The sequence below is a fragment of the Microbispora siamensis genome, from assembly GCF_016863095.1.
Taxonomy (GTDB): domain Bacteria; phylum Actinomycetota; class Actinomycetes; order Streptosporangiales; family Streptosporangiaceae; genus Microbispora; species Microbispora siamensis.
Genome location: NZ_BOOF01000005.1, coordinates 328,057 through 348,915, shown reverse-complemented (window position 1 = coordinate 348,915; position 20,859 = coordinate 328,057). Strand labels below are relative to the sequence as shown.

16 protein-coding genes are annotated in these 20,859 nt (G+C 72.9%); 10 read left to right on the top strand and 6 right to left on the bottom strand.

All coding sequences use genetic code 11. The features are described 5' to 3' along the window. Window positions 1-131 precede the first annotated feature (131 nt). Entirely contained in the window at window positions 132-656 is a 525-nt protein-coding gene (locus tag Msi02_RS43885; RefSeq protein WP_204047739.1) for a winged helix-turn-helix domain-containing protein, read from the top strand. 72 nt (window positions 657-728) lie between these two features. Next, window positions 729-4,655, top strand: a complete 3,927-nt coding sequence (gene hrpA / locus Msi02_RS08010) for an ATP-dependent RNA helicase HrpA (RefSeq protein WP_204047738.1) — start codon at window positions 729-731, stop codon at window positions 4,653-4,655. 29 nt (window positions 4,656-4,684) lie between these two features. Here the strand turns inward: hrpA and Msi02_RS08005 are convergent, their stop codons facing one another. After that, window positions 4,685-6,214 (bottom strand): gamma-glutamyltransferase family protein, encoded by a 1,530-nt coding sequence (locus tag Msi02_RS08005; protein WP_204047737.1) that lies wholly within the window; start codon window positions 6,212-6,214, stop codon window positions 4,685-4,687. Between the two features lie 64 nt (window positions 6,215-6,278). Between Msi02_RS08005 and Msi02_RS08000 the strand changes: the two genes are divergently transcribed. Beyond that, window positions 6,279-6,932, top strand: a complete 654-nt coding sequence (locus tag Msi02_RS08000) for an HAD family hydrolase (protein WP_204047736.1) — start codon at window positions 6,279-6,281, stop codon at window positions 6,930-6,932. Between the two features lie 211 nt (window positions 6,933-7,143). Next, a complete protein-coding gene (locus tag Msi02_RS07995) occupies window positions 7,144-7,374 on the top strand; it encodes a helix-turn-helix domain-containing protein (protein ID WP_204047839.1) in 231 nt (76 codons plus the stop codon). 200 nt (window positions 7,375-7,574) lie between these two features. Here Msi02_RS07995 and Msi02_RS07990 read toward each other — a convergent pair whose 3' ends face one another. After that, complete coding sequence (locus tag Msi02_RS07990; RefSeq protein ID WP_204047735.1) at window positions 7,575-8,147, bottom strand: hemerythrin domain-containing protein; 573 nt, start codon at window positions 8,145-8,147, stop codon at window positions 7,575-7,577. Window positions 8,148-8,349: 202 nt separating this feature from the next. On the opposite strand from Msi02_RS07990, the gene Msi02_RS07985 reads away from it, so the two are divergent. From Msi02_RS07985 to Msi02_RS07975, 3 genes are read left to right on the top strand one after another with little or no spacing between them, the layout of a single operon-like run. Next, window positions 8,350-9,639, top strand: a complete 1,290-nt coding sequence (locus Msi02_RS07985; RefSeq protein WP_204047734.1) for an NAD(P)/FAD-dependent oxidoreductase — start codon at window positions 8,350-8,352, stop codon at window positions 9,637-9,639. A gap of 25 nt (window positions 9,640-9,664) precedes the next feature. Beyond that, the gene (locus tag Msi02_RS07980) at window positions 9,665-10,651 is read left to right on the top strand and encodes a hypothetical protein (RefSeq protein WP_204047733.1); all 987 of its coding nucleotides are present in this window, start codon (window positions 9,665-9,667) and stop codon (window positions 10,649-10,651) included. Between the two features lie 24 nt (window positions 10,652-10,675). Further along, a complete protein-coding gene (locus Msi02_RS07975) occupies window positions 10,676-11,629 on the top strand; it encodes a sigma-70 family RNA polymerase sigma factor (protein WP_239108217.1) in 954 nt (317 codons plus the stop codon). 109 nt (window positions 11,630-11,738) lie between these two features. On the opposite strand, the gene Msi02_RS43880 is transcribed toward Msi02_RS07975, so the two are convergent. Together Msi02_RS43880 and Msi02_RS07965 are read right to left on the bottom strand one after the other, a co-directional pair. Further along, window positions 11,739-13,238, bottom strand: coding sequence for a serine/threonine-protein kinase (locus Msi02_RS43880; RefSeq protein ID WP_275414102.1), 1,500 nt, complete (start codon window positions 13,236-13,238; stop codon window positions 11,739-11,741). Between the two features lie 35 nt (window positions 13,239-13,273). Continuing rightward, on the bottom strand, window positions 13,274-14,515 hold the full coding sequence (locus tag Msi02_RS07965; RefSeq protein ID WP_204047731.1) for an SGNH/GDSL hydrolase family protein: 1,242 nt from the start codon (window positions 14,513-14,515) through the stop codon (window positions 13,274-13,276). Window positions 14,516-14,748: 233 nt separating this feature from the next. On the opposite strand from Msi02_RS07965, the gene Msi02_RS07960 reads away from it, so the two are divergent. Then, on the top strand, window positions 14,749-17,310 hold the full coding sequence (locus Msi02_RS07960; protein WP_204047730.1) for a tetratricopeptide repeat protein: 2,562 nt from the start codon (window positions 14,749-14,751) through the stop codon (window positions 17,308-17,310). Between the two features lie 89 nt (window positions 17,311-17,399). After that, window positions 17,400-18,197, top strand: a complete 798-nt coding sequence (locus tag Msi02_RS07955) for a tyrosine-protein phosphatase (RefSeq protein WP_204047729.1) — start codon at window positions 17,400-17,402, stop codon at window positions 18,195-18,197. Window positions 18,198-18,222: 25 nt separating this feature from the next. Here the strand turns inward: Msi02_RS07955 and Msi02_RS07950 are convergent, their stop codons facing one another. Further along, the gene (locus tag Msi02_RS07950) at window positions 18,223-19,035 is read right to left on the bottom strand and encodes an SDR family oxidoreductase (protein WP_204047728.1); all 813 of its coding nucleotides are present in this window, start codon (window positions 19,033-19,035) and stop codon (window positions 18,223-18,225) included. Window positions 19,036-19,137: 102 nt separating this feature from the next. On the opposite strand from Msi02_RS07950, the gene Msi02_RS07945 reads away from it, so the two are divergent. Further along, window positions 19,138-19,758, top strand: a complete 621-nt coding sequence (locus Msi02_RS07945) for a TetR/AcrR family transcriptional regulator (RefSeq protein WP_079313519.1) — start codon at window positions 19,138-19,140, stop codon at window positions 19,756-19,758. Window positions 19,759-19,764: 6 nt separating this feature from the next. Here the strand turns inward: Msi02_RS07945 and Msi02_RS07940 are convergent, their stop codons facing one another. After that, the gene (locus Msi02_RS07940) at window positions 19,765-20,853 is read right to left on the bottom strand and encodes a Gfo/Idh/MocA family oxidoreductase (protein ID WP_204047727.1); all 1,089 of its coding nucleotides are present in this window, start codon (window positions 20,851-20,853) and stop codon (window positions 19,765-19,767) included. Between the last annotated feature and the right edge of the window lie 6 nt (window positions 20,854-20,859).

The window sequence follows — 20,859 nt, the reverse complement described above, 5'->3', positions numbered from 1 at the left end:
ATGATGATCCCATGAGTTCCTCGGGGAGGTTGACCCAGCGCCGGCACATCGACCTGCTGCGCGTCTGCGCCGCCGCCTGTTGACGACCGCGGTCACAACCGTCCGGTACGCCACGAGGCAAGGAGAGGGGCATGTCCCACCAGAACGTGATCGACTTTGTGGAGCGCAGGCGCGAGCAGGGCCATGAGCCCCCCGACCTCGGGCAGGGGTCCGTGCTCGGGGTGCTCCCGGTGCCGGAGACCGGCGCCGTGCTGATGATCGTGGGCTACCTGGTGCCCGCCGGGACCGCGGCGGACGCGCCGGAGCCGCCGGTCCTGCGGGAGCGTGCGCCCGCGGCCCCGCCGCGCCGGGACGCCCCCGGCGAGGAGGAGGAACTGGTCCTGGACCGGGCCGCGCGAGTGGCCAGGGCCGGCGGCGAGGAGATCGAGCTGACCTTCCGGGAGTTCGAGCTGCTCGACTACCTCAGCTCGGCCCCCGGCCGGGTCTACAACCGCCGCCAGCTCATGGCCGCCGTCTGGGACCGGTACGACGACGAGGGCGGCCGTACGGTCGACGTGCACGTCCTCAGGCTGCGCCGCAAGCTGGGCCGGCACGCCGGCCGCATCGTGACCGTCCGCAACGTGGGGTACAAGTACCAGCCGCCGCGCCGCCGCTGACACGCCCTGACGGGGCCGCCGGAAAAACGGCTGGCAGATCGGCGGGGGGCGTTGCCTATCCTTGAGCATGGAATGAACACGCTCGCCGATCTCCAGGCCCGCCTCCCCGACCTGATGCTGCGCGACCAGCGCAGGCTGCGCCGCCGTCTCGACGGCATGCGCCGGGTCCGCGACCGCGCCGCCCGCCAGTCCGTCGTCCAGGAGATCGCGGGGGACGTGGAGGCCGCGGAACGCCGCGTGGCCGCGCGCCGCGCGGCCGTTCCCGCTCTCAGTTACCCTCCCGAGCTGCCGGTCAGCCGGCACAAGGACGACCTGCTCGAGGCCATCAGGGACCACCAGGTCGTCATCGTGGCCGGCGAGACCGGCTCGGGGAAGACCACCCAGATCCCCAAGATCTGCCTGGAGCTCGGCCGGGGGGTCCACGGCCTCATCGGCCACACCCAGCCGCGCCGCATCGCCGCCCGCACGGTCGCCGAGCGCATCGCCGAGGAACTGTCGATCGAGCTGGGGGAGGCGGTCGGCTACAAGGTCCGCTTCACCGACCACTCCAGCGACGGGACGCTGGTCAAGCTGATGACCGACGGCATCCTGCTCGCCGAGATGCAGACCGACCCGCTCCTGCTGCAGTACGACACGCTGATCATCGACGAGGCGCACGAGCGCAGCCTCAACATCGACTTCATCCTGGGCTATCTCAAGCAGCTCCTCCCCAAACGGCCCGACCTCAAGGTGGTCATCACCTCCGCGACCATCGACCCCGAGCGGTTCGCCCGGCACTTCGCCCGGCCGGGCGGCGAGCCGGCGCCCGTGATCGAGGTGTCCGGACGCACCTATCCCGTGGAGGTGCGCTACCGCCCGGTCGACGAGGACGACGACCAGACCCAGGCCATCGTCGACGCCGTGGACGAGCTGTGCGCCGAGGGACCGGGCGACATCCTGGTCTTCCTCAGCGGCGAGCGGGACATCCGCGACACCGCCGACGCGCTCAAGGGCCGTCCCGAGGAGGTCCTCCCGCTGTACGCGCGGCTGTCGGCCGCCGAACAGCACCGGGTCTTCCAGCCCCACAGGGGCCGGCGCATCGTGCTCGCCACCAACGTCGCCGAGACCTCGCTGACCGTTCCCGGCATCAAGTACGTGGTCGATCCGGGCACGGCCCGGATCTCCCGCTACAGCCACCGCCTGAAGGTCCAGCGGCTGCCGATCGAGCCGGTCTCCCAGGCGTCGGCCAACCAGCGCAAGGGCCGCTGCGGCCGTACGTCGGACGGCGTGTGCATCCGGCTCTACTCCGAGGAGGACTTCCTCTCCCGGCCGGAGTTCACCGACCCCGAGATCCTCCGTACGAACCTGGCGAGCGTCATCCTGCAGATGACGTCGCTGGGCCTGGGCGACGTCGCGGCGTTCCCGTTCGTGGAGCCCCCGGACAGCCGTCAGGTCAGGGACGGCGTCAACCTGCTGCTGGAACTCGGCGCCCTCGCGGACAAGGACGCGGGCCGGGAGGCCGGGAAGGGCACGCAGCTCACGCCGCTCGGGCGCAAGCTGGCCCAGCTCCCGGTCGACCCCCGCCTCGCCCGGATGGTGCTGGAAGCCGACAAGAACGGCTGCGCCCGCGAAGTCATGATCATCGCGGCCGCGCTGTCCATCCAGGACCCGCGCGAGCGGCCGGCCGACAAGCAGCAGGCGGCCGACGAGAAGCACCGCCGATTCGCCGACAAGGAATCGGACTTCCTGACCTACCTCAACCTCTGGAACCACCTCCGCGACAGGCAGAAGGAGCTGTCGTCGAGCGCGTTCCGGCGGCTGTGCAAGGCCGAATACCTCAACTATCTGCGCGTGCGCGAGTGGCAGGACATCGACAGCCAGCTCCGCCAGGTGGCCAAGACCCTGGGCATCGTGCCCAACAGCGTGCCCGCCGATCCCCAGCGCATCCACCAGTCGCTGCTGGCCGGCCTGCTGTCGCACATCGGCGTCAAGGACGTCGTCGAGAAGCGCAGGCAGGACGGCCGCAGGCCGATCACGGAGTACATCGGCGCCCGCAACGCCCGCTTCGCGATCTTCCCCGGCTCGGCCCTCGCCAAGGCGCAGCCGCAGTGGGTGATGTCGGCCGAGCTGGTGGAGACCTCACGGCTGTGGGCCCGGGTCAACGCCAAGATCGAGCCCGGCTGGATCGAGCCCCTCGCGCAGCACCTGGTCAAGCGCACCTACAGCGAGCCGCACTGGGAGAAGGACCAGGCCGCCGTCGTCGCGCTGGAGAAGGTCACGCTGTACGGCGTGCCGATCGTGACCGAGCGGAAGGTCAACTACGGCCGCATCGACCCCGAGCTGAGCCGGGAGCTGTTCATCCGGCACGCGCTGGTCGACGGCGACTGGCGCACCCACCACAAGTTCTTCCACGAGAACCGCAAGCTGCTCGAGGAGGTCGAGCGGCTGGAGGAGAAGGCCCGCCGCCGCGACATCCTCGTGGACGACGAGACGCTGTTCGACTTCTACGACCAGCGGATCCCGGCCGACGTGGTCTCGGGCAGGCACTTCGACAGCTGGTGGAAGAAGGCGTCGCGGGAGACGCCCGACCTGCTGACGTTCTCGCCGGAGATGCTGGTCAACGACAGCGCCGGGGTCAGCGCCAGGGACTACCCCGACGCCTGGCGGCAGAACGGCCAGCGGATGCGGCTGACCTACCGCTTCGAGCCCGGCGCGGTGGAGACGGGCGAGGCGGACGGCGTGACCGTCCACATCCCGCTCGCCGTGCTCAACCAGGTCGACCCGACCGGCTTCGACTGGCAGATCCCCGGCCTGCGCGAGGACCTCGTCACCGCGCTCATCCGGTCGCTGCCGAAGAACCTGCGCCGCAACTTCGTGCCCGCCCCCAACTACGCCAAGGCCGTGCTGGAACGCGTACGGCCCGGCGGCGAGCCGCTCCTGCAAGCGCTGGAGCGCGAGCTGCGGGCGCTGACCGGGGTGGAGGTGCCGCGCGACGCGTGGGCCCTCGACCAGCTCCCCGCCCACCTGCGGATCACCTACCGGGTGATCGACGACCGCAAGCGCACGGTGGACGAGGACAAGGACCTGGAGGCGCTCAAGCGGCGGCTCGCGCCCAAGCTGCGCGCCACGCTGTCGAAGGCCGCCGACGACCTCGAACGCGACGGCCTGCACGGCTGGACGATCGGCACCCTGCCGCAGGTGTTCGAGCAGGGCAGGCTGCGGGCCTACCCGGCCCTGGTGGACGAGGGCACGAGCGTCGCGGTCCGGATGTTCGAGACCGAACGCGAGCGCGACCGGGCCATGTGGGCGGGCACCAGGAGGCTGCTGCTGCTCAACGTGGTCAACCCGGCCAAGGCCATCCTGCGGACCCTGACCACCGCGCAGAAGCTCGCCCTCAGCCGCAGCCCGCACGGCGGGGCCGCCGCCCTGTTCGACGACTGCACGGCGTGCGCCGCCGACAAGCTGATGGCGGAGGCGGGCGGGCCCGTCTGGGACGAGGCAGGGTTCGAGCGGCTGCGCGACCACGTGCGCGCCTCGCTGTTCGAGACGACCGAGGAGGTCGTCTCCCGGGTGGAGCGCGTCCTGGCGGCCTGGCACGCGGCGCAGAACCGGCTCGGCGCGCTGGGCGGCGGCGTGGCCGATCTCAGGGCCGACATCGCCGACCAGCTCGACGGGCTGGTGCACGACGGGTTCGTCACCGAGACGGGCTACGACCGGCTGCCGGACGTGCACCGCTACCTGCGGGCGGTCGAGCGCAGGCTCGACAAGCTTCCGGACGACCCCCGCCGCGACCGCGAGTGGATGCACCGCGTGCACGACGTCGAGGACGAGTACCGCGACCTGCTCGACCGGCTGAAGCCCGCCGAGCGGGACGCCAAGGCCGTACGGGACATCCGGTGGATGATCGAGGAGCTCCGGGTGAGCTTCTTCGCCCAGCAGCTCGGCACTCCCACCCCCGTCTCCGAGAAGCGCATCCGCAAGGCCATGGAGCAGGTCGAGGCGGCCGCCCGGGCCGGGTGACCCCGGCGGCAGGGTTTTCCGGACACAGCTCAGCGGCCGAGCGCGGCGCCGATCAGCGCGCGGGGGTCGGCCGCCCCGGCGAGCACGCCCGACGGGAGCAGGTCGATCAGGTGGGCGTGCCCGAAGTTGGAGCCCCACTCCACCGTCTCGACGGCGTGCCCGCGCTCGCGCAGGCCGTCCGCCCACGGCGCGCCCTCCTCGACCTCGACCACGGGGGCGGACCGCCAGGTGTCGAAGCCGGTGCCGCTGCCGAGCGCCCAGCGCGGGGCGCCGATCGCCTCGCCGGGCGTCTGGCCGTGCGCGAGCAGGCGGGTGACCAGCTGCAGCAGGATCTGCGGCTGCGCGTCGCCGCCCATCGTGCCGAGGACCGTGCGCAGCGTCCCGTCCGGCCGGGTGACCAGCGCCGGGCACAGCGTGTGGGGCGGGCGGCGGCCCGGGCCGTACTCCGCGGGGTGGCCGGGCGTGAGCGAGAAGCCGATGCCGCGGTTGTGCAGGTTGATCCCGGTGCTGGGCTCGAAGAGCAGGCTGCCGAAGCCCGACGCGTTCGACTGGATGAGCGAGACGCCCATGCCGTCCCCGTCGACCACGCACAGGTACGTCGTGTCGCCCGGCCCGGCGGGGGCGTCGGGCAGGGAGGAGCGCCGCTCGGGGTCGACCAGCGCGCGGCGGGCGGCGGCCGTGCCGAGCGGCGCGACGGCGGCCTCGTGGAGGACGTCGAGCCGGTCGTGCCCGGCCGCCCTCGCCGACTCGACCAGCAGGTGGGCCCAGCGCGGGTCGGCCGGGTCGGCGGGCGGGCCGAGCTCGGCGAGGATCTCCAGGGCCAGCAGGAGCAGGTAGCCCTGGGAGTTCGGCGGAACGGTCCAGATCCGGTGCCCGAACACCTCGACGCTCAGCGGCTCCACCCAGTCGGCGTTCGGCCGGGCCAGGTCCTCCTCGGTGTACTCGCCGCCGCCGAGTTCCAGCAGCCCCTTGCCGAACTCGCCCTGGTAGAACGCCGCCCGGCCGCCCTCGCCGAGCGCGGTGAGTGCCCGGGCGACGCCGGGCCTGCGGATCACGTCCCCGGCGCGGCGGGCCGCCGCGAAGTCCCCCGCTCCGGGCAGCGAGCCGATGAACTCCCCGCCCGGGGCGAGCAGCGGCGAGGCGGGGAAGCCCTCGGCCGCGAGCCGGATCGCCGGGGCCAGCAGGTCGGCGAGCGGCAGGCGGGCGTACCGCTCGTGCAGCGCCAGCCACCCGTCGGCGCAGCCGGGCACCGGGACCGAGCGGATGTCGTACAGATGGGGCATCCGGCCGAGGCCCTCCGCCCGCAGCCGGTCGGGATCGGCGCCCGAGCCGGCCCGCCCCGAGGCGTTGAGCGCGTTCACGGTTCCGTCGTGGACGAGGGCGAACAGGTCGCCGCCGAGACCGCACATGTGCGGGGCGGTGACCGCCAGCACGGCGTTGGCGGCGATGGCCGCGTCCACCGCGTTGCCGCCTCTGTCGAGCATGGCGACGCCCGCCGCGGAGGCCAGATGATCGACGGTGCATACCATGCCGTTCAGGGCATACCGAGTCTCGCTCACGTTCGGCGATGTTACGGCACACCATAGAGTGGCTGCCGTAACAGGACGAAGAGGAGAGGCGGTCATGGTCCGGGCGCTCGTGTTCGACGTGGGGGAGACGCTCATCGACGAGACCCGGATCTGGTCCCGATGGGCCGACCGGCTGGGCGTGCCGCGCCTGACCTTCATGGGCGTGCTCGGCGGCATGGCCGCCCTCGACCGCAGCCACCGGGAGGCGTTCGAGCTGCTCAGGCCGGGCATCGACCTCGACGCCGAGATGGAGGCGTGGCGGCGCGAGGACCCGGACGGGCTGCGCGAGAACTTCGACGCCGACGACCTCTACCCTGACGTGCGGCCCGGCCTCGCGGCCCTGCGGGAGGCCGGCTACGACCTGGTCGTCGCGGGCAACCAGCCGCCCCAGGCGTACGACGCGCTGGTCGCGATGGACCTGCCGGTGGACGGCGTCCACACCTCGGCCGGATGGGGGGTGGAGAAGCCCGACCCCGCCTTCTTCGCCAAGGTCGCGGCCGTCTGCGGCCATGAGCCCGGGCAGATCCTGTACGTCGGCGACCGCCTCGACAACGACGTCCTGCCCGCCGCGCGCGCCGGGATGCGGACGGCCCTGCTGCGCCGGGGGCCCTGGGGCTACCTGCACTCCGAGCGCCCGGACGCCGCCCGCGCCGACCTCGTCGCCGACGGCCTCACCGACCTCGTCCGCCTGGTCCCCACACTCGGCTGAGCGTCGAGATCGCCCGGGTAGGAGACGGGCGATCCGGTCAGCACCGCCGCCCCCACCATGATGGTGAACGGAGAGACCGCCCCCGCGCCGAGGAAGTCGCTCGCCCGTACTTCGGTCACCCGCACCCGGCCGGCGTCGTACACGGCCCGCGCGTCCTGCCACATCCGCACTCGCACACGGCCCTCGGCGCTGGTGGGCGCCGCTCCAGTGGCTGCTCCATCGGCGCGTCATCCGGGCGCAGGAGTTGCTGGAGACGACGGACCTGCCGATGGAGCAGGTCGCGCGGCTGAGCGGCCTGGCCACCACCGACTTCCTGCGGGCGCACCTGTCGAGGCGGACCGGTATCACTCCGAGCACCTATCGCGCCGCGTTCACCCACAACACCCGTTCGGAGGATCGGGACGTGCCAGCAGGTCCGGTCCGCACGCCGGTGCCCGGCTGATGAAAGGCGCAGCCAGCGGGCGAGGAGTTCGCGCGGCGTGCCGGTCTCCTCGCCGAGGCGGTTGAGCGACGCCAGGAACTCCTCCGGCGCGCCGTCAGCCCGGCCGGCTCGGACCCGAGGTGGAAGCCCATGGCCGCGGCGCTGTACGCGTGCCTGTGACGGTCCGCCGGGGGACGGACAGCGCCGCGACGTGGGGGCGCTCAGCCCTGTTCCTGCTTCTTCCGCCTGACGGCGGCGACGAGCTCGTCCTTGCTCATTCCCGACGCGCCCTCGACGCCCAGTTCCCTGGCCTGGTGCAACAGCTCGTCCTTGGTCCGGGAGCGCGGCTTGATCGGAGCGGCCAGCACCTCGGCCTTCCGCTTGCTGAAGGCCTTGCCGAGCTGCACCCGCTCCTCGAAGGGGACGGCCTTCTCCAGGACCGGGAGGATGTCGTTCTCCTCCTCCTCGACGTGGTGCGTCACCGCGTCGATGAGCTCGTGCAGCAGCGTGTCGAACTCGGGGCTCTCCGGGGCGGTCTCCAGGAGCCGGGAGATCATCTCCTCGGCCTCGTGGTGCTCCTCCGCGCCGTGGTGGACCTCCTCCTTCTCCTCGGGCCGCCGCTTGGCGAGCACGGGGTAGACCTCGTCCTCCTCGCCCTCGCTGTGGGCGATGAACTTCGCCGCCAGCTCCGCGAGCAGGGCCGGGCGGTTCTCCGGCATCTTCTGGAGCCGCTCGAACAGCGACTCCACGTCGCGGTGATCTTCCTTGATCAGGCTGATGACGTCGGTTGCCATGGGTTTCCTCCTGTGCGTGGACGCGCTCGCACTACCCGGTGCCACCGCGCTCACACCGGTCCCGGTGCCGGCTCGGCCTCGCGAGCGTCGTCGGGAGACGCTCCTGTGGCTCTGTGACCCATGCCACATGCAGTTCCTGTCAGCAATCGGGGCGCCGTTCCGCTCACCTCACCGAGAGCATCCGAGCCGACAGGAGCATCACATGAAGCACCGCATCGTCGTCCTCGGCGCCGGCTATGCCGGGGCCTACGTGGCCGGGACCCTGGCCCGCCGACTGTCACCGGCGGACACCGAGATCACCGTGGTCAACGCCGTGCCGGACTTCGTGCAGCGAATGCGACTGCACCAGTTGGCGGCCGGCCAGGACATCGAGGCTCCGCAGCTCGCCGACGTCTTCGCGGGCACGGGGATACGGCTGCGCGTGGCCCGCGTCACCGCCGTCGACCCCGAGCGCCGGTTCGTCGCCGTGGCCGATGCCGACGGCGGCGGCGAACTCGGCTACGACACGCTTTTGTACGCGCTCGGCAGCCACGGCACCGTCCGCGCCGTCCCGGACGCGGCCGAGCACGCCTTCGACGTCGCCGCCAGGCCCTCGGCGCTGCGCCTGCGCGAGCGCCTGGACAGCCTGGACAGCCTGGGCAGACGGGGCAGACGGGGCGAAGGCGGGCGTGTGGTGGTCGTCGGCGACGGGTTGACCGGCATCGAGACTGCCACCGAGATCGCCGAATCCCGGCCCGGCCTGTCGGTGGCGCTGGTCGCCCGCGGCGAGCTGGGCGCCCGGCTCTCCGCCGGGGCCCGCAGCCACCTGCGCCAGGCCTGCGTCCGGCTGGGCATCACCGTCCTGGAGCACACCGGCGTCGAAGCCGTCGAAGCGACGCGGGTGCTGTGCGCCGACGGCACCGCCCTGGCGTCCGACGCAACCGTGTGGACGGCCGGGTTCGCGGTCGACCCCATCGCCGCCGTCGGCGGGCTGGAGGTCACCGAGAACGGTCAGATCGTCGTCGATCGCACCATGCGGTCGGTCTCGCACCCGAATGTCTACGCCGTCGGTGACAGCGCCCACGCCATCGGCGACAACGGCCGGCCGCTGCCGATGTCCTGCGCTTCGGCCGGCTACACCGGCCGGCAGGCCACCGAGGCGATCCTGGGACGCCTGACCGGCCGCAAGATCGCGATTACCAAGCTCGTCTACGCGTACAACCACATCAGCCTCGGGCGGCGGGACGGGATCCTGCTGATGGTCGACGACGAAGGGCAGGCAAAGCCGAAGTATGTGGGCGGCCGGAAGGCCGCGAGGGTCAAGGCGGGCATTCTCAATATGTCGCTGTGGGCCACCTCGCACCCGACCTTCGGCATGCCCAAGCGCAAGCGCCGCCTGGCCGCCGCGCCGGACGCGACCCCCGAGAAGGCCCGCATCGGCGGCATCTACGACGTCCGCAATCCGGAAAAGCCGACCCGCGTCGAGTCCGGAACCCCGCTCACCCGGCGATGAACTCCCCCTCTCTGAAGGAGAAGGCATGTCCACCGAGGCCGCGCCCGCAGCCAACGCGTCGCCCTCACCCTGGCCGGCCGTGGCCGGGGCAGTCGCCTTGCTCACGGTGAGCATCAGCCTGCTGCTCACCGCCTTCGCCTGGCCGTCGGTACGCTCATCGCTGCATGATGTGCCGATCGCCGTCGCCGGGCCCGCCTCCGCCGTCCAGCAGCTCACCGCCGTACTCGACCGACGGCTTCCCGGCGGTTTCGAGGTCACCGAGGTCGCCGACACCACCGCCGCCGAACAGCTGATCCGCGACCGCAAGGTGTACGGGGCGATCGACCTGCGCGCCGGCACCCCGCAGGTCATCACCGCATCCGCCGGAAGCGTCGCCGTCGTCCAGACTCTGAACAGCATCGCGACCGGCCTCAGCCAGGGAACCGGCACGGCGGTCGCCGCCCGCGACCTCGTCCCGCTGCCGGCCGACGACCCGCGCGGCGCCGGACTGGCCGCCGGAGCCCTGCCGCTGGTCATGGGCGGCCTGCTCGCCGCCGTGCTGTTGACCAGGCTCGTCCGCGGCACCGTCCGCCGCGTCGCCGGAGCGTTCGCCTTCGCCATCACCGGCGGACTTGCCGTGGCGGCGATCCTGCAGTTCTGGCTCGGTTCACTCGACGGCTCCTACTGGGCCAACAGCAGCGCCATCGCCCTGACCATCGCGGCCACCTCCCTGAGCATCCTCGGGCTCGAGTCACTGCTCGGGTATGCCGGCCTCGGCCTCGGCGCCGCCACCATGATGCTCATAGGCAACCCCCTGTCGGGCACCGCAACCGCACCCGAGATGCTGCCCGGCTGGTCCGGCGCCCTCGGCCAACTGCTACCGCCCGGGGCCGGTGGCCAGTTGCTGCGCTCCACCGCCTTCTTCGACGGCCACGGCGCCGCCCACTCTGCCACCGTCCTGGCGACCTGGCTCACGCTCGGTATAGTGCTGTGCCTGGCCAACGGCCTGCGCGGCCCCTCGACCCACTTCTGAAACACCTGCCAGAGGGTGGTCCGCGTGGACAGCACCGCCACTGATCGCTTCGACACCAGCCGGTTCGAGGCCAGCCGGAACCGGCTGGCCTCACTGGCCTACCGGCTGCTTGGCTCCGCCGCCGACGCGGAGGACGCCGTGCAGGATGCGTTCCTGCATTGGCAGGCCGCGGACCGGCAACGGATAAAGGTGCCGGAAGCATGGCTGACGAAGGTCGTCACCAACCTGTGCCTCGACCGGCTTCGCTCGGCGCGAGCCCGCCGAGAACGCACCGCCGGCGCCTGGCTGCCCGAACCGCTCCTCGACGGCGACCCGATGCTCGGCCCGGCCGACTCGTTCGAGCAGCGCGAATCGGTCTCCCTGGCCGTGCTGACGCTCATGGAGCGCCTGTCGCCGCTCGAGCGGGCCGTCTACGTCCTGCGCGAAGCGTTCTCCTACAGCCACGCCGAGATCGCAGAGATCCTCGACATCACCGAGTCCGCGAGCCAGCAGCACCTCCACCGGGCCCGGCGCCGCATCACCGCCGCGCGCCGCGGCGTCGGCGAAGTCGACCCGGCATCCGCCCGCAGGGTCGTCGAGGAATTCCTCGCCGCCGCCTCCTCGGGCCGAACCGAACGGCTGGTAGCGCTGCTCACCGACGACGCGACCGCGATCTCCGACGGCGCCGGCCTGGCCGAGAAGCTGCTGTGGTACGACACCCCACTGCGCATCGCCGCCGTCGTACGGGCCGGCTTCAAACCCACACCCGCGAAACGACGATTCGCCGGCGGCACGCCCGCCATCCACTACGCGGTCGTCAATGGCGCCCCCGCCGTCCTCTTCGTGATCGGCGATCAGGTCATCGGCGCCGTGACGTTCGACATCACAGGCGGCAAGATCACAACCGTGCGCGGCATCGCCGCCCCCACCCGCCTCGTCCGCCTCGCCGAAGCCTGGCGGCGGCACGGACCGGACACGCCGCTCATCAGCCAGTGGTGATCCGACGCCGGGCGCGGGCAGGCGCAGCTGCCCGCGTTTCCTAGGTGGTCGCTCGTGAGTCCCACGTCGAGGCCGCCCGGCTCGCCCACGCCCTGCCGGAACCCGGAGATCAGGAGTCCCTGGTGAGGGTGCCCTCGTAGGCGAACAGGCCGAGGTCGTCGGTGTGGCGGTAGGAGAGGGCGTCGCCCTTGCGGGTGAGCACGACGTCGCCCGGCACGCACTGCGGCACGTCCTCCAGCCGGAACGTGAGCGCGGAGCCGGACGCCGCGGTCAGCCGCAGCGTGCCGTCGCACGAGTTGGCCGGCTCCTTCCACCTGCCGGACGGCTCACCGCGCTTCAACTCGATCTCGATGTCGTACTCGCTCGTGAGCAGGCCGGCGGAGTCCGCGATGTGACCCCGCCACTTGCCGGCGAACGCCTGCGGTATGCCCGCCGGTGCGGAGGCGGTCGCCGGGGTCGTCGCGCCCGTGTCGCCGGACGCGGGGTCCGTGGTTCCGGTGCCGGCCGGCGTCGGCTCCGGCGCGTACGTGCTCTGGGCGGGAGCGCTCGCCAGGGGTGTGGGGGACGGGCCGGCGGACACCGCGGTCAGGCGCGGGACCAGCAGCGCCGCGGTGATCCCGAGGGCCGCCACGGCCGCCCCGGCTCCGGCCAGGACCCGGGTGCGCGATCCGCCCCGGCCGCCTCCGGGAACCGTGGTCGCCCCAGCGAACCCGGCAACCGCACCGATCTGGCCGGTCGGCCCCGGCGGCGACGCGTACGGCTGCGCGGGCGCGGCAGGGGGGACGTTCACCGCCGCAGCCGTGGGCGCCGGGCCTGGCGCGGTGCCGACCAGTTCGAGCAGCAGGTCGCGAGCGGCGGGCCGGGCGGCGGGGTCCTTGGCGAGGCAGCGCTCGACCAGCGCCCGCAGAGGCGGGGGCACCGGCGTCAGGTCGGGGAAGGTCGTCATGATCCGGTGCAGCACGGCGGCGACGTTGCCGGCGCCGAACGCCGCCCGGCCGGTGGCGGCGAAGACGATCGTCGCTCCCCACGCGAAGACGTCGGAGGCGGGGGTGGCCGGATGTCCCGCGATCTGCTCGGGCGCCAGGTAGGCCGGGGTGCCCACCGGGCCCGCGGTCATCGTCTCGCTCTCGCCCTGGCGGGCGATGCCGAAGTCGACCACGCGGGGACCGTCCGGACCCAGCAGCACGTTGCCCGGCTTGAAGTCGCGGTGCACGATGCCCGCGCCGTGGATCGCCGCCAGCGCGGTCGCCGTCCCCACCGCCAGCCGTTCCAGCTCGCCTCCGCGCAGCGGCCCCGACGCGGTCACCCGCTGCTGGAGCGAGGGGCCGTCGACGAACTCGCTCACGACGTACGGCTCGCGCCCGTCCACCACGGCCGTGATCACCCTGGCCGTGCAGAAGGGGGCGACGCCGCGCAGGACGTCGAGTTCCCGCGCCAGCCGTGCCCGGACGGCGGGGTCGAGCCCGGTCTTGAGCACCTTCACCGCGACCGGTGCGCCGTCGGGCGCATGACCCAGGTAGACGACGCCTTGGCCGCCCTCGCCGAGCCGTCCGCTGATGCGGAACCCGCCGAGCGTACGCGGGTCGTCTGGACCAAGGGGGCCGAGCATGGTCACACCGTAGCGATCCCGCGGCCGGTCCGGGATCAGAGCAGGCGCGGGTTCACCGCGTAGGCGAGCGCGCGCCGTCCCGCGTCGCTCAGGTGCAGGTGATCACCCGAGTCGTACGAGACGGCCAGTTGCTCGGGGAACTGCGGGTCGCGTACGGCCCGGTCGAAGTCGAGGACGCCGTCGAACACCCCGCTCGTGCGGATCCAGGTGTTGAGCCGCTGCCTGATCTCCTCGCGCTCCGGAGTCCAGGTGCTCCAGCCGTAGAAGGGGGTGAGCGTGGCGCCCAGCACCTTGACCTTGCGGGCGTGCGCCTCGCGGATCAGCCGCTTGTATCCGTAGGCGAGCTGCTTGATCGAGGTGTAGTCGCCCCGGGCGATGTCGTTGATCCCCTCGTAGACCACCACCGTGCGCACCCCCGGCTGGGACAGCGCGTCGCGGTAGAACCGGCTGAGACCGCTCGGGCCGACGTTGGAGTGCAGCAGCCGGTTCCCGGCGATGCCGGCGTTGAGCACTCCCATCCGCCGCGACGACGACTGGTGGGCCAGCCGCTGCCGCAGGTAGTCGGTCCAGCGGCGGTTGGCGTCGACGGCCTGGCCCGCGCCGTCGGTGATCGAGTCGCCGAACGCGACCACCGAGCCCGTCGTGGCCGCGCCAGCCTCGACCGCGATCCGGTCGAGGAAGTACCACTGCGTGCTGGTGTAGGTGAAGCCCTCGCCGCTCTCCTCCGCCGCGTGGTCCCCGGGGTCCGACAGGTAGGTGGTGCTGTAGGCGCGTTCGTGCCCGGTCACCCCCATGACCGTGCCGGGCAGGTGGAGGCTGACGACCAGGGCGGAGCCGCCGGCGATCCGGCCCGGGATCGGGTCGCTCCAGACGGCCTGGCCCGGCGGCACCCGCACCGTGGCGCGCTTGCGGAAGGTCACCGGCCGGTTGGTGCCGGCGAGGATCTCGGCGCCGTACGCCTGGACGCCCACGTGGACGTTCTCGAACGTCACCGGCGCCTCCCCGAAGACGTTGGACAGGCGCAGGCGCGCGCCGGCGCCGCCGACGCTGGCGCGCACGACCATCCGGACGGTCTGACCGCCGAGGGCCGCCGTGATCCGGTCGGTCGAGGTGGTCCACGCGCCGACCAGGGGGCGCCGTACGGGCGAGTCGCCTTCGGGTCTCGGCGCGGCCGTGAGGGACTCCGCGTGGACCGGCGCCGTGGGAAGCGCGGCGGTCGCGCCGCTGACGGCGAGGGCGAGAGCGGCAATGGTCAACCGGTGAGCCGGCCGTGCCATCCGGGGTCCTCCATTGGGATGTGGCTGCCTGGGGCGGGTCCGTGGTGGTGACGCCTCCGATCCGCCGAGACCGTTGATCGAAAAGCGTCCGCGACGCCATACATTACGGCTGTTTGGCGAACACCGGGTGAGAAGTTGACCGTCGGGCGTAACGGTCGCCCACATTCTGGTTGAATCCCGACTGTAGCCTTGCCCGTTCTCCGAGCCGTCCGACGTCCTGGAGGACCTGACGGATGCTTCCGTCCACGCGCGACGACGACGTCCCGGGCGTACGGCCGCCCGCTCGCCGGCGTGGTTCGCTGGCCGCGCCCGCCCTCGCGGGCGTGGCGGCGGCCGTGGCGAGCGCGCTCGGCACCTCCCTCGACATATGGACGCTGCCGGTGCCCGCCCGCGTGGTGATCACCGTGGTGGTGGCGGCGCTCGTCGGCGCCCTGACCTGGGCCACGCTCGCGCCGCAGTCGCCGGGGTCCGGCCCGCGGGCGGCGAAGGGGACGCCGCCGCCCGCCGAGCTGCCGCCGGTCATCGCGCACTTCACCGGGCGGCGTGAGGTGCTCGCGGAGCTGCACGAGCAGTTCGCCCTGCGAGAGCGTCCTTCCTCGGGCGACCAGGACGCCCCGCTGGTCGTGTCGCTCTACGGGCGGGCCGGCGTCGGCAAGTCGGCGCTGGCCACGCGGTTCGCCCACGAGGTCATCGGCGAGTTCCCCGACGGCCAGCTCTACTTCGACCTGCGGGGCGCGGACGGCGCGGTACGGCCCGAGGAGGTGCTCGCCGCGTTCCTGCGGGCCCTCGGCGTCCGGCTGACCACCGACCCCGGCGGCCTGGTCGAGCTGCAGAAGCTCTGGTGGACGTGGACCAAGGACCTGCGCGTCCTGATATTCCTCGACAACGCGCAGAGCGGTGAACAGGTCAGGGACCTCATCCCGCCGGAGCCGGGCTGCGCCGTGATCGTCACCTCCCGGCAGCCGCTGTTCCTGCGCAACCGCTACGACCGGCAGCTCGCCGTCTTCACCGAGGCGCAGGGGGTCGAGCTGCTCGCCCGGCTCGCCGGAGACGAGCGCGTCGCCGCCGACCTCGACTCCGCCCTCGCGATCGTGCGGCTGTGCGATCGGCTGCCGCTGGCCATCAGCATCTGCGGCGGACGCCTGGCGACCAGGGAGCGGTGGTCCCTGCGGGAGCTGGCCGACCGGCTCGCCGACGAGCGGCGCAGGCTCGGCCAGCTGGAGGTCGGCACGCAGATCGACCGCAGCGTGCGGGCCTCGCTGCAGCTCAGCTACGACGACTGCACCGGCATCCAGCGCCGGTTGCTGCGCCTGCTCGGCCTGCTGCCCGCGCCCGACGTGCAGGCGTGGGTGGCGGGCGACCTGCTGGGCGCCTCGGAGCTCGACGGCGCCGACCAGCTGGAGGCGCTGGTGGACGCGCAGCTCGCCGAGTGCTCGGGCCGCGACGTCACCGGCAGCATGCGCTACCGCCTGCACGACCTGGTCCGGCTGTTCGCCCGCGAGGTCGCCGTACGGGACGAGCCCGAGGAGCGCCGCCGCGCCGCCATCGAGCGGGTCCTGTACGGCTACCGCCGCCGGGCCGAGAGCGCCGCCACCGAGCGCTGGCCGCAGGACTGGCGGCGGCGCGGCGTACGCACCGGAGGCGACAGCGGCGAGATCTCCTCGGCCGCCTGGTTCACCGCCGAGCGGCTCGCCCTGCTGTCCGCCGTCCACATGGCCAGGTCGCAGGAGCTGTGGGACCTCGCCTGGGCGACCGGGCGAGCCTTCTGCTCGCTGTGCCACTCGCTGCGCGCGTACTGGTCCGACTGGCGGGAGGTCGCCGATCTCGTCTGCGAGGCCGCCGAGCGCACCGGCGACCAAAGGGCCGTGGGGATCGCGCTGATGGAACGGGCGGCGGTCGTGGGCGGCAGCGGACGATCGGCCGAGGCGAGGGCGGACGCCGAGCGGGCGCTGGAGATCTTCACCGGCCTGGGGGAGTCGTGGTGGGCGGCGCGGGCCATGCGGACGGTCGGGATGACGCTGTTCGGCGAGGGCAACCTCGACCACGGGCAGGGGTACCTCACCGGCGCGATCAGCGCGTTCAAGGCCGAGGACGACCGCTGGTGGCAGGCCCGCACCCAGCGCAACCTGGCCGAGCTGCGCCTGGCCCAGGGCAGGCTCGCCGAGGCGAGGCGGCTCTTGGAGGACTCCCTCGCGGTCTTCGAGAGCGGGGGCAACCGCTATTCGGAGGCCCAGACCCAGCGGGTGCTCGGAGAGGTGCTGGCCGCGGAGGCGCGCGAGCTGCTCAAGGCCGGGGACGCCTCGGCGGCGGAGCGCAGGTTCGTCCTGGCGGGCAACGCCCTCCGCTTCGCCATCCGGGCGTTCCACGAGCGGGGGGAGGAGTGGGAGGAGGCCCGCTGCCTGCGCGCCGCGGGCGAGATCGGCGACCCGCAGGCCGGGCTGCGCGAGTACGCCGGGGTGCGCCTGGCCAAGGAGACGCTCGAGAAGCTCGGGGACTCCTGGGGTGTGGCCAGGACCCGGTCGTCGGAGGGTGCGGCGCTGGCCAGGCTGGGCCGCACGGAGGAGGCGGTCGCGGCGCTGCGCGAGGCCGTACGCGAGTTCGCGGAGCTGGGCGATCGCTGGTGGCAGGCCCGGGGGCTTCGCACGCTCGGCGAGGTGCTGCTCGCGGCGGGCCGCAGGGACGAGGCGCACGAGCCCGTCGCCGAGGCCCTGGAGATCTACCACAGCCTCGGCAACGAGGCGGGCGCCTCGCGCGCCCGGGCCCTGCTCGACCGTGTCACCCGAAAGGGACCTTGAGGCAGGTAGCGGGATCGATGTGACGCCGGGTGCAGATCTTCACTCTGCACTCATTCTTCCGTCATAGAGGGACGGATAGGCTCGGCTTGATGAATGCATACGAGCGTTGGATCGTTCTGGAAGGCGCGGCGAACGTACGGGACCTGGGCGGCCTGCCCACCGCGGACGGCGGGACCACGGTGTCCGGCCGGATCCTGCGGGCCGACAACCTGCAGGGCCTGACCGAGGGTGACGTGGCACTGCTCGTGGGCGACCTCAAGCTGCGGCACGTGGTCGACCTGCGGTCGGAGACCGAGGTACGCCTGGAGGGGCCGGGCCCGCTGACCCTCCTCCCGGAGGTCGCCATCCACCACCACAGCCTGTTCGCGGAGGGCGGCCGCCTCACCGACGTCGAGGCCGACACCATCGACGACAGGGCCCTGCCGTGGCAGGGCGAGCGGGACGAGGAGGACCTGGCCGAACTCCGCGTGACCGGCTACTACTACGGATATCTGCGCGACCGGCCCGACTCGGTGGTGGCCGCCCTGCGGGTGCTCGCCCGTGACGACGGCATGGCCGTGGTGCACTGCGCGGCGGGCAAGGACCGCACCGGAGTGGTCTGCGCCCTGGCGCTCGCCGTCGCGGGCGCCACCCGGGAGGCGATCATCGAGGACTACGTCGCCACCGGCGAACGGCTGGAGGGCATCCTCGCCCGGCTGCGCGCCAGCCGCACCTACCGGGAGGACCTCGACTCGAAGCCGGCCGACAGCCACCTGCCGCGGCCCGAGTACATGGACCAGTTCCTGTCGACGCTGGACGACCGGTTCGGCGGCCCCCTCGGCTGGCTGCGCACCCACGGCTGGACCGACGCCGACACCGAGGCCCTGCGCGGCCGGCTGCGCGACTGACCTCCGGCCGCCGCCGGAAGCGGGGTCAGGCGAGGGTTTCGCCGCCGTCGACGGTGATGACCTGGCCGGTGACGTAGTTGTTGGCCATGAGGAAGACAGCCGTGGCGGCGGCCTCCTCGGCGGTGCCGAAGCGGCCGAGGGGAGCGGACGTTCCGGCGGCGGCGATCGCCTCGTCGGAGTCCAGCCCCGGCAGTGAGCGCAGGAGCGGGGTGTCGATCCGGCCGTAGCGTACGGTGTTCACGCGCACCCGTGCGGGGGCGAGCTCCACGGCGAGGGCCCTGGTGAGGGTCTCCACGGCGCCGGCGGCCGACAGCGGGACGGTCATCCCGGGGTAGGGGCGGACCACGAGGATCCCCGAGCTGAACGTGAGCGAGCCTCCCGGGGGAAGGTGGGCCGCCGCCGCGCGGGCGGCGGCGAAGACCGTCTGGAGGGGGCCGGAGCCGAGGCTCGTGCGGATGTCGTCGGCCGACAGCCCGGTCAGGGGGCCGGCGCCGGTGATGCGGCCGGCGGTGACGTACACGTGGTCGACGTGACCGGCCCGGTCGAAGGCCTCGGCGAGGGTCTGCTCGTCTCCGCCGTCTCCGGCAACGCCCAGCACGGCGTCGTCGGGATCCTCGGCCGCGCCTGCACCGCGCACGCGGGAGACGGCGGCCTTCAGCCGCTCGGGATCGCGGCCGACCAGCACGACGCGCGCGCCGACCGAACGCAGCAGGACGCCCGCCGCCAGCCCGATGCCCGAGCTTCCGCCGATGAGGACGGCGGTGGTGCCGGAGAGGACGCTCGGCAGCGGCGAGCGGACGGGGATGGGTGTCGCAGTGCTCGGTGTCTCGGTGCTCATCGGAGAGCCTTTCGGTGAAATAAACCATCTGGTTGTTTTATTGCTGGCCTCGATACTGCCGCCTGGGCGGGGAGGAGTCAACTGGATGGTTTAATTTCGTCCATGGCCTACGACGCGGAGGACACCAGACGGCGGATCTTCGACGCCGCCGCGGCAGAGTTCGCCGAGCACGGCCTGGCGGGGGCCAGGGTGGACCGCATCGCGACGGCCGCCAGGGCCAACAAGCAGGCCATCTACCTGTACTACGGCAGCAAGGAGAAGCTGTTCGCCGCCGTCCTGCGGGCGAAGCTGGAGGAGGTCCGCGACTCCGTCTCCATCGATCCCGACGCGGTGGCCGAGTCGGTCGGGCAGATGTTCGACTGGTACCGGGATCACCCGGAGCTGATCAGGCTGCTGCTGTGGGAGGCGCTGGAGGCGTGCGACGAACCCGGCGAGAGCGAGCGGGAGCGGCGTGACGCTTTCCGCGAGAAGGTCGATCAACTCGTGGACGCGGGCGCGGCCGGCCACCTTCCCGAGGACGCGCGGGTCCGCGCCTGCCAGGATCTGCTGTTCACCGTCATGGGACTGATCTCCTGGAACTTCGCGGTGCCCCGGATGTGCCGCCTCGTCCTGGACGAGGAGACCGAGCAGGCCGCCTGGGCCCGCCGCCGCGAGACGGTGATCGAAGTCGCCCGCAGGCTCGCCACCGCCCCGGACGCCCCCGCGGCGCGGGCCCCGAGGTAGCGGACGCTATTCCGCCCGATCGGGGAGGGCGACCACCTGGCCGCGGGCGGCCGAGAGGGCGGCGGCCTCCAGGACGGCGATGGTCTCGACGGCGTCGCCCGGCTGGACCGGGGGCGGCGCGCCGTCGCGCAGGCAGGCCACGACGCCCTCGTAGAACCGCTGGTACGCCCCGGGCTCCGTGGGGACCGGGCGGGTCTCGCCCTCGGCCCCGAACGTGCCCCAGCGTTCTGGGGGCTCGGCGCCCCAGCCGGCGCCCCCACTCCGGCCGAAGTCGGCGGCGTCCGGGCGCTCGCCCGCGCGCAGGCGCTCCTCCTGGGGGTCCAGCCCCCACTTGACGTACGACGCGCGGGAGCCGAGCACCCGGAACCTCGGGCCGAGATTCGCGGCCACCGCGCTCATCCACAGGTGCGAGCGGGTCCCGTTCCGGTGCGTCAGTGCGACGAAAGCGTCGTCGTCGTTGCGGACCCCGGCTCGCCTGACGTCGGTCTCCGCGTACACGTGGGCGACCGGGCCGAACAACCGCAGGGCCTGGTCCACGAGGTGGCTGCCGAGGTCGTAGAGGGTGCCGCCGACCTCCTCCGGGCCGCCCGACTCGCGCCAGCCGCCCTTGGGCACCGGCCGCCAGCGCTCGAACCGCGACTCGAACCGGTGGACCTCGCCCAGCTCGGGCAGCAGCCCGCGCAGCGTCAGGAAGTCGCCGTCCCAGCGCCTGTTCTGGAAGACCGTCAGCATCAGCCCGCGGTCGCGCGCGAGCCGTACGAGGTCGCGGGCCTCCGCGGCGGCGCCGGCCAGCGGCTTGTCGACGACCACGGGAAGCCCGGCCTTGAGCGCCTCGGTCGCCAGGGGCACGTGGGTGCGGTTCGGCGTCGCGATCACCACGAGATCGCAGCGGTCCCACAGATCGTCCACGGCGGGGACGACGTCCGCGCCGGGGTGGCCGGCGCGGACACGCTCGGCCTTGGCGGGGTCGCGGGTGACGACGGCGGCGAGGCGCAGTCCCGGCGTGGCGGCGATCAGCGGCGCGTGGAAGAAGGATCCGGCCGGACCGAAACCTGCCAATCCGACGCGGATTTCGGGGAGATCTGAGGGCGGCATGAGGGG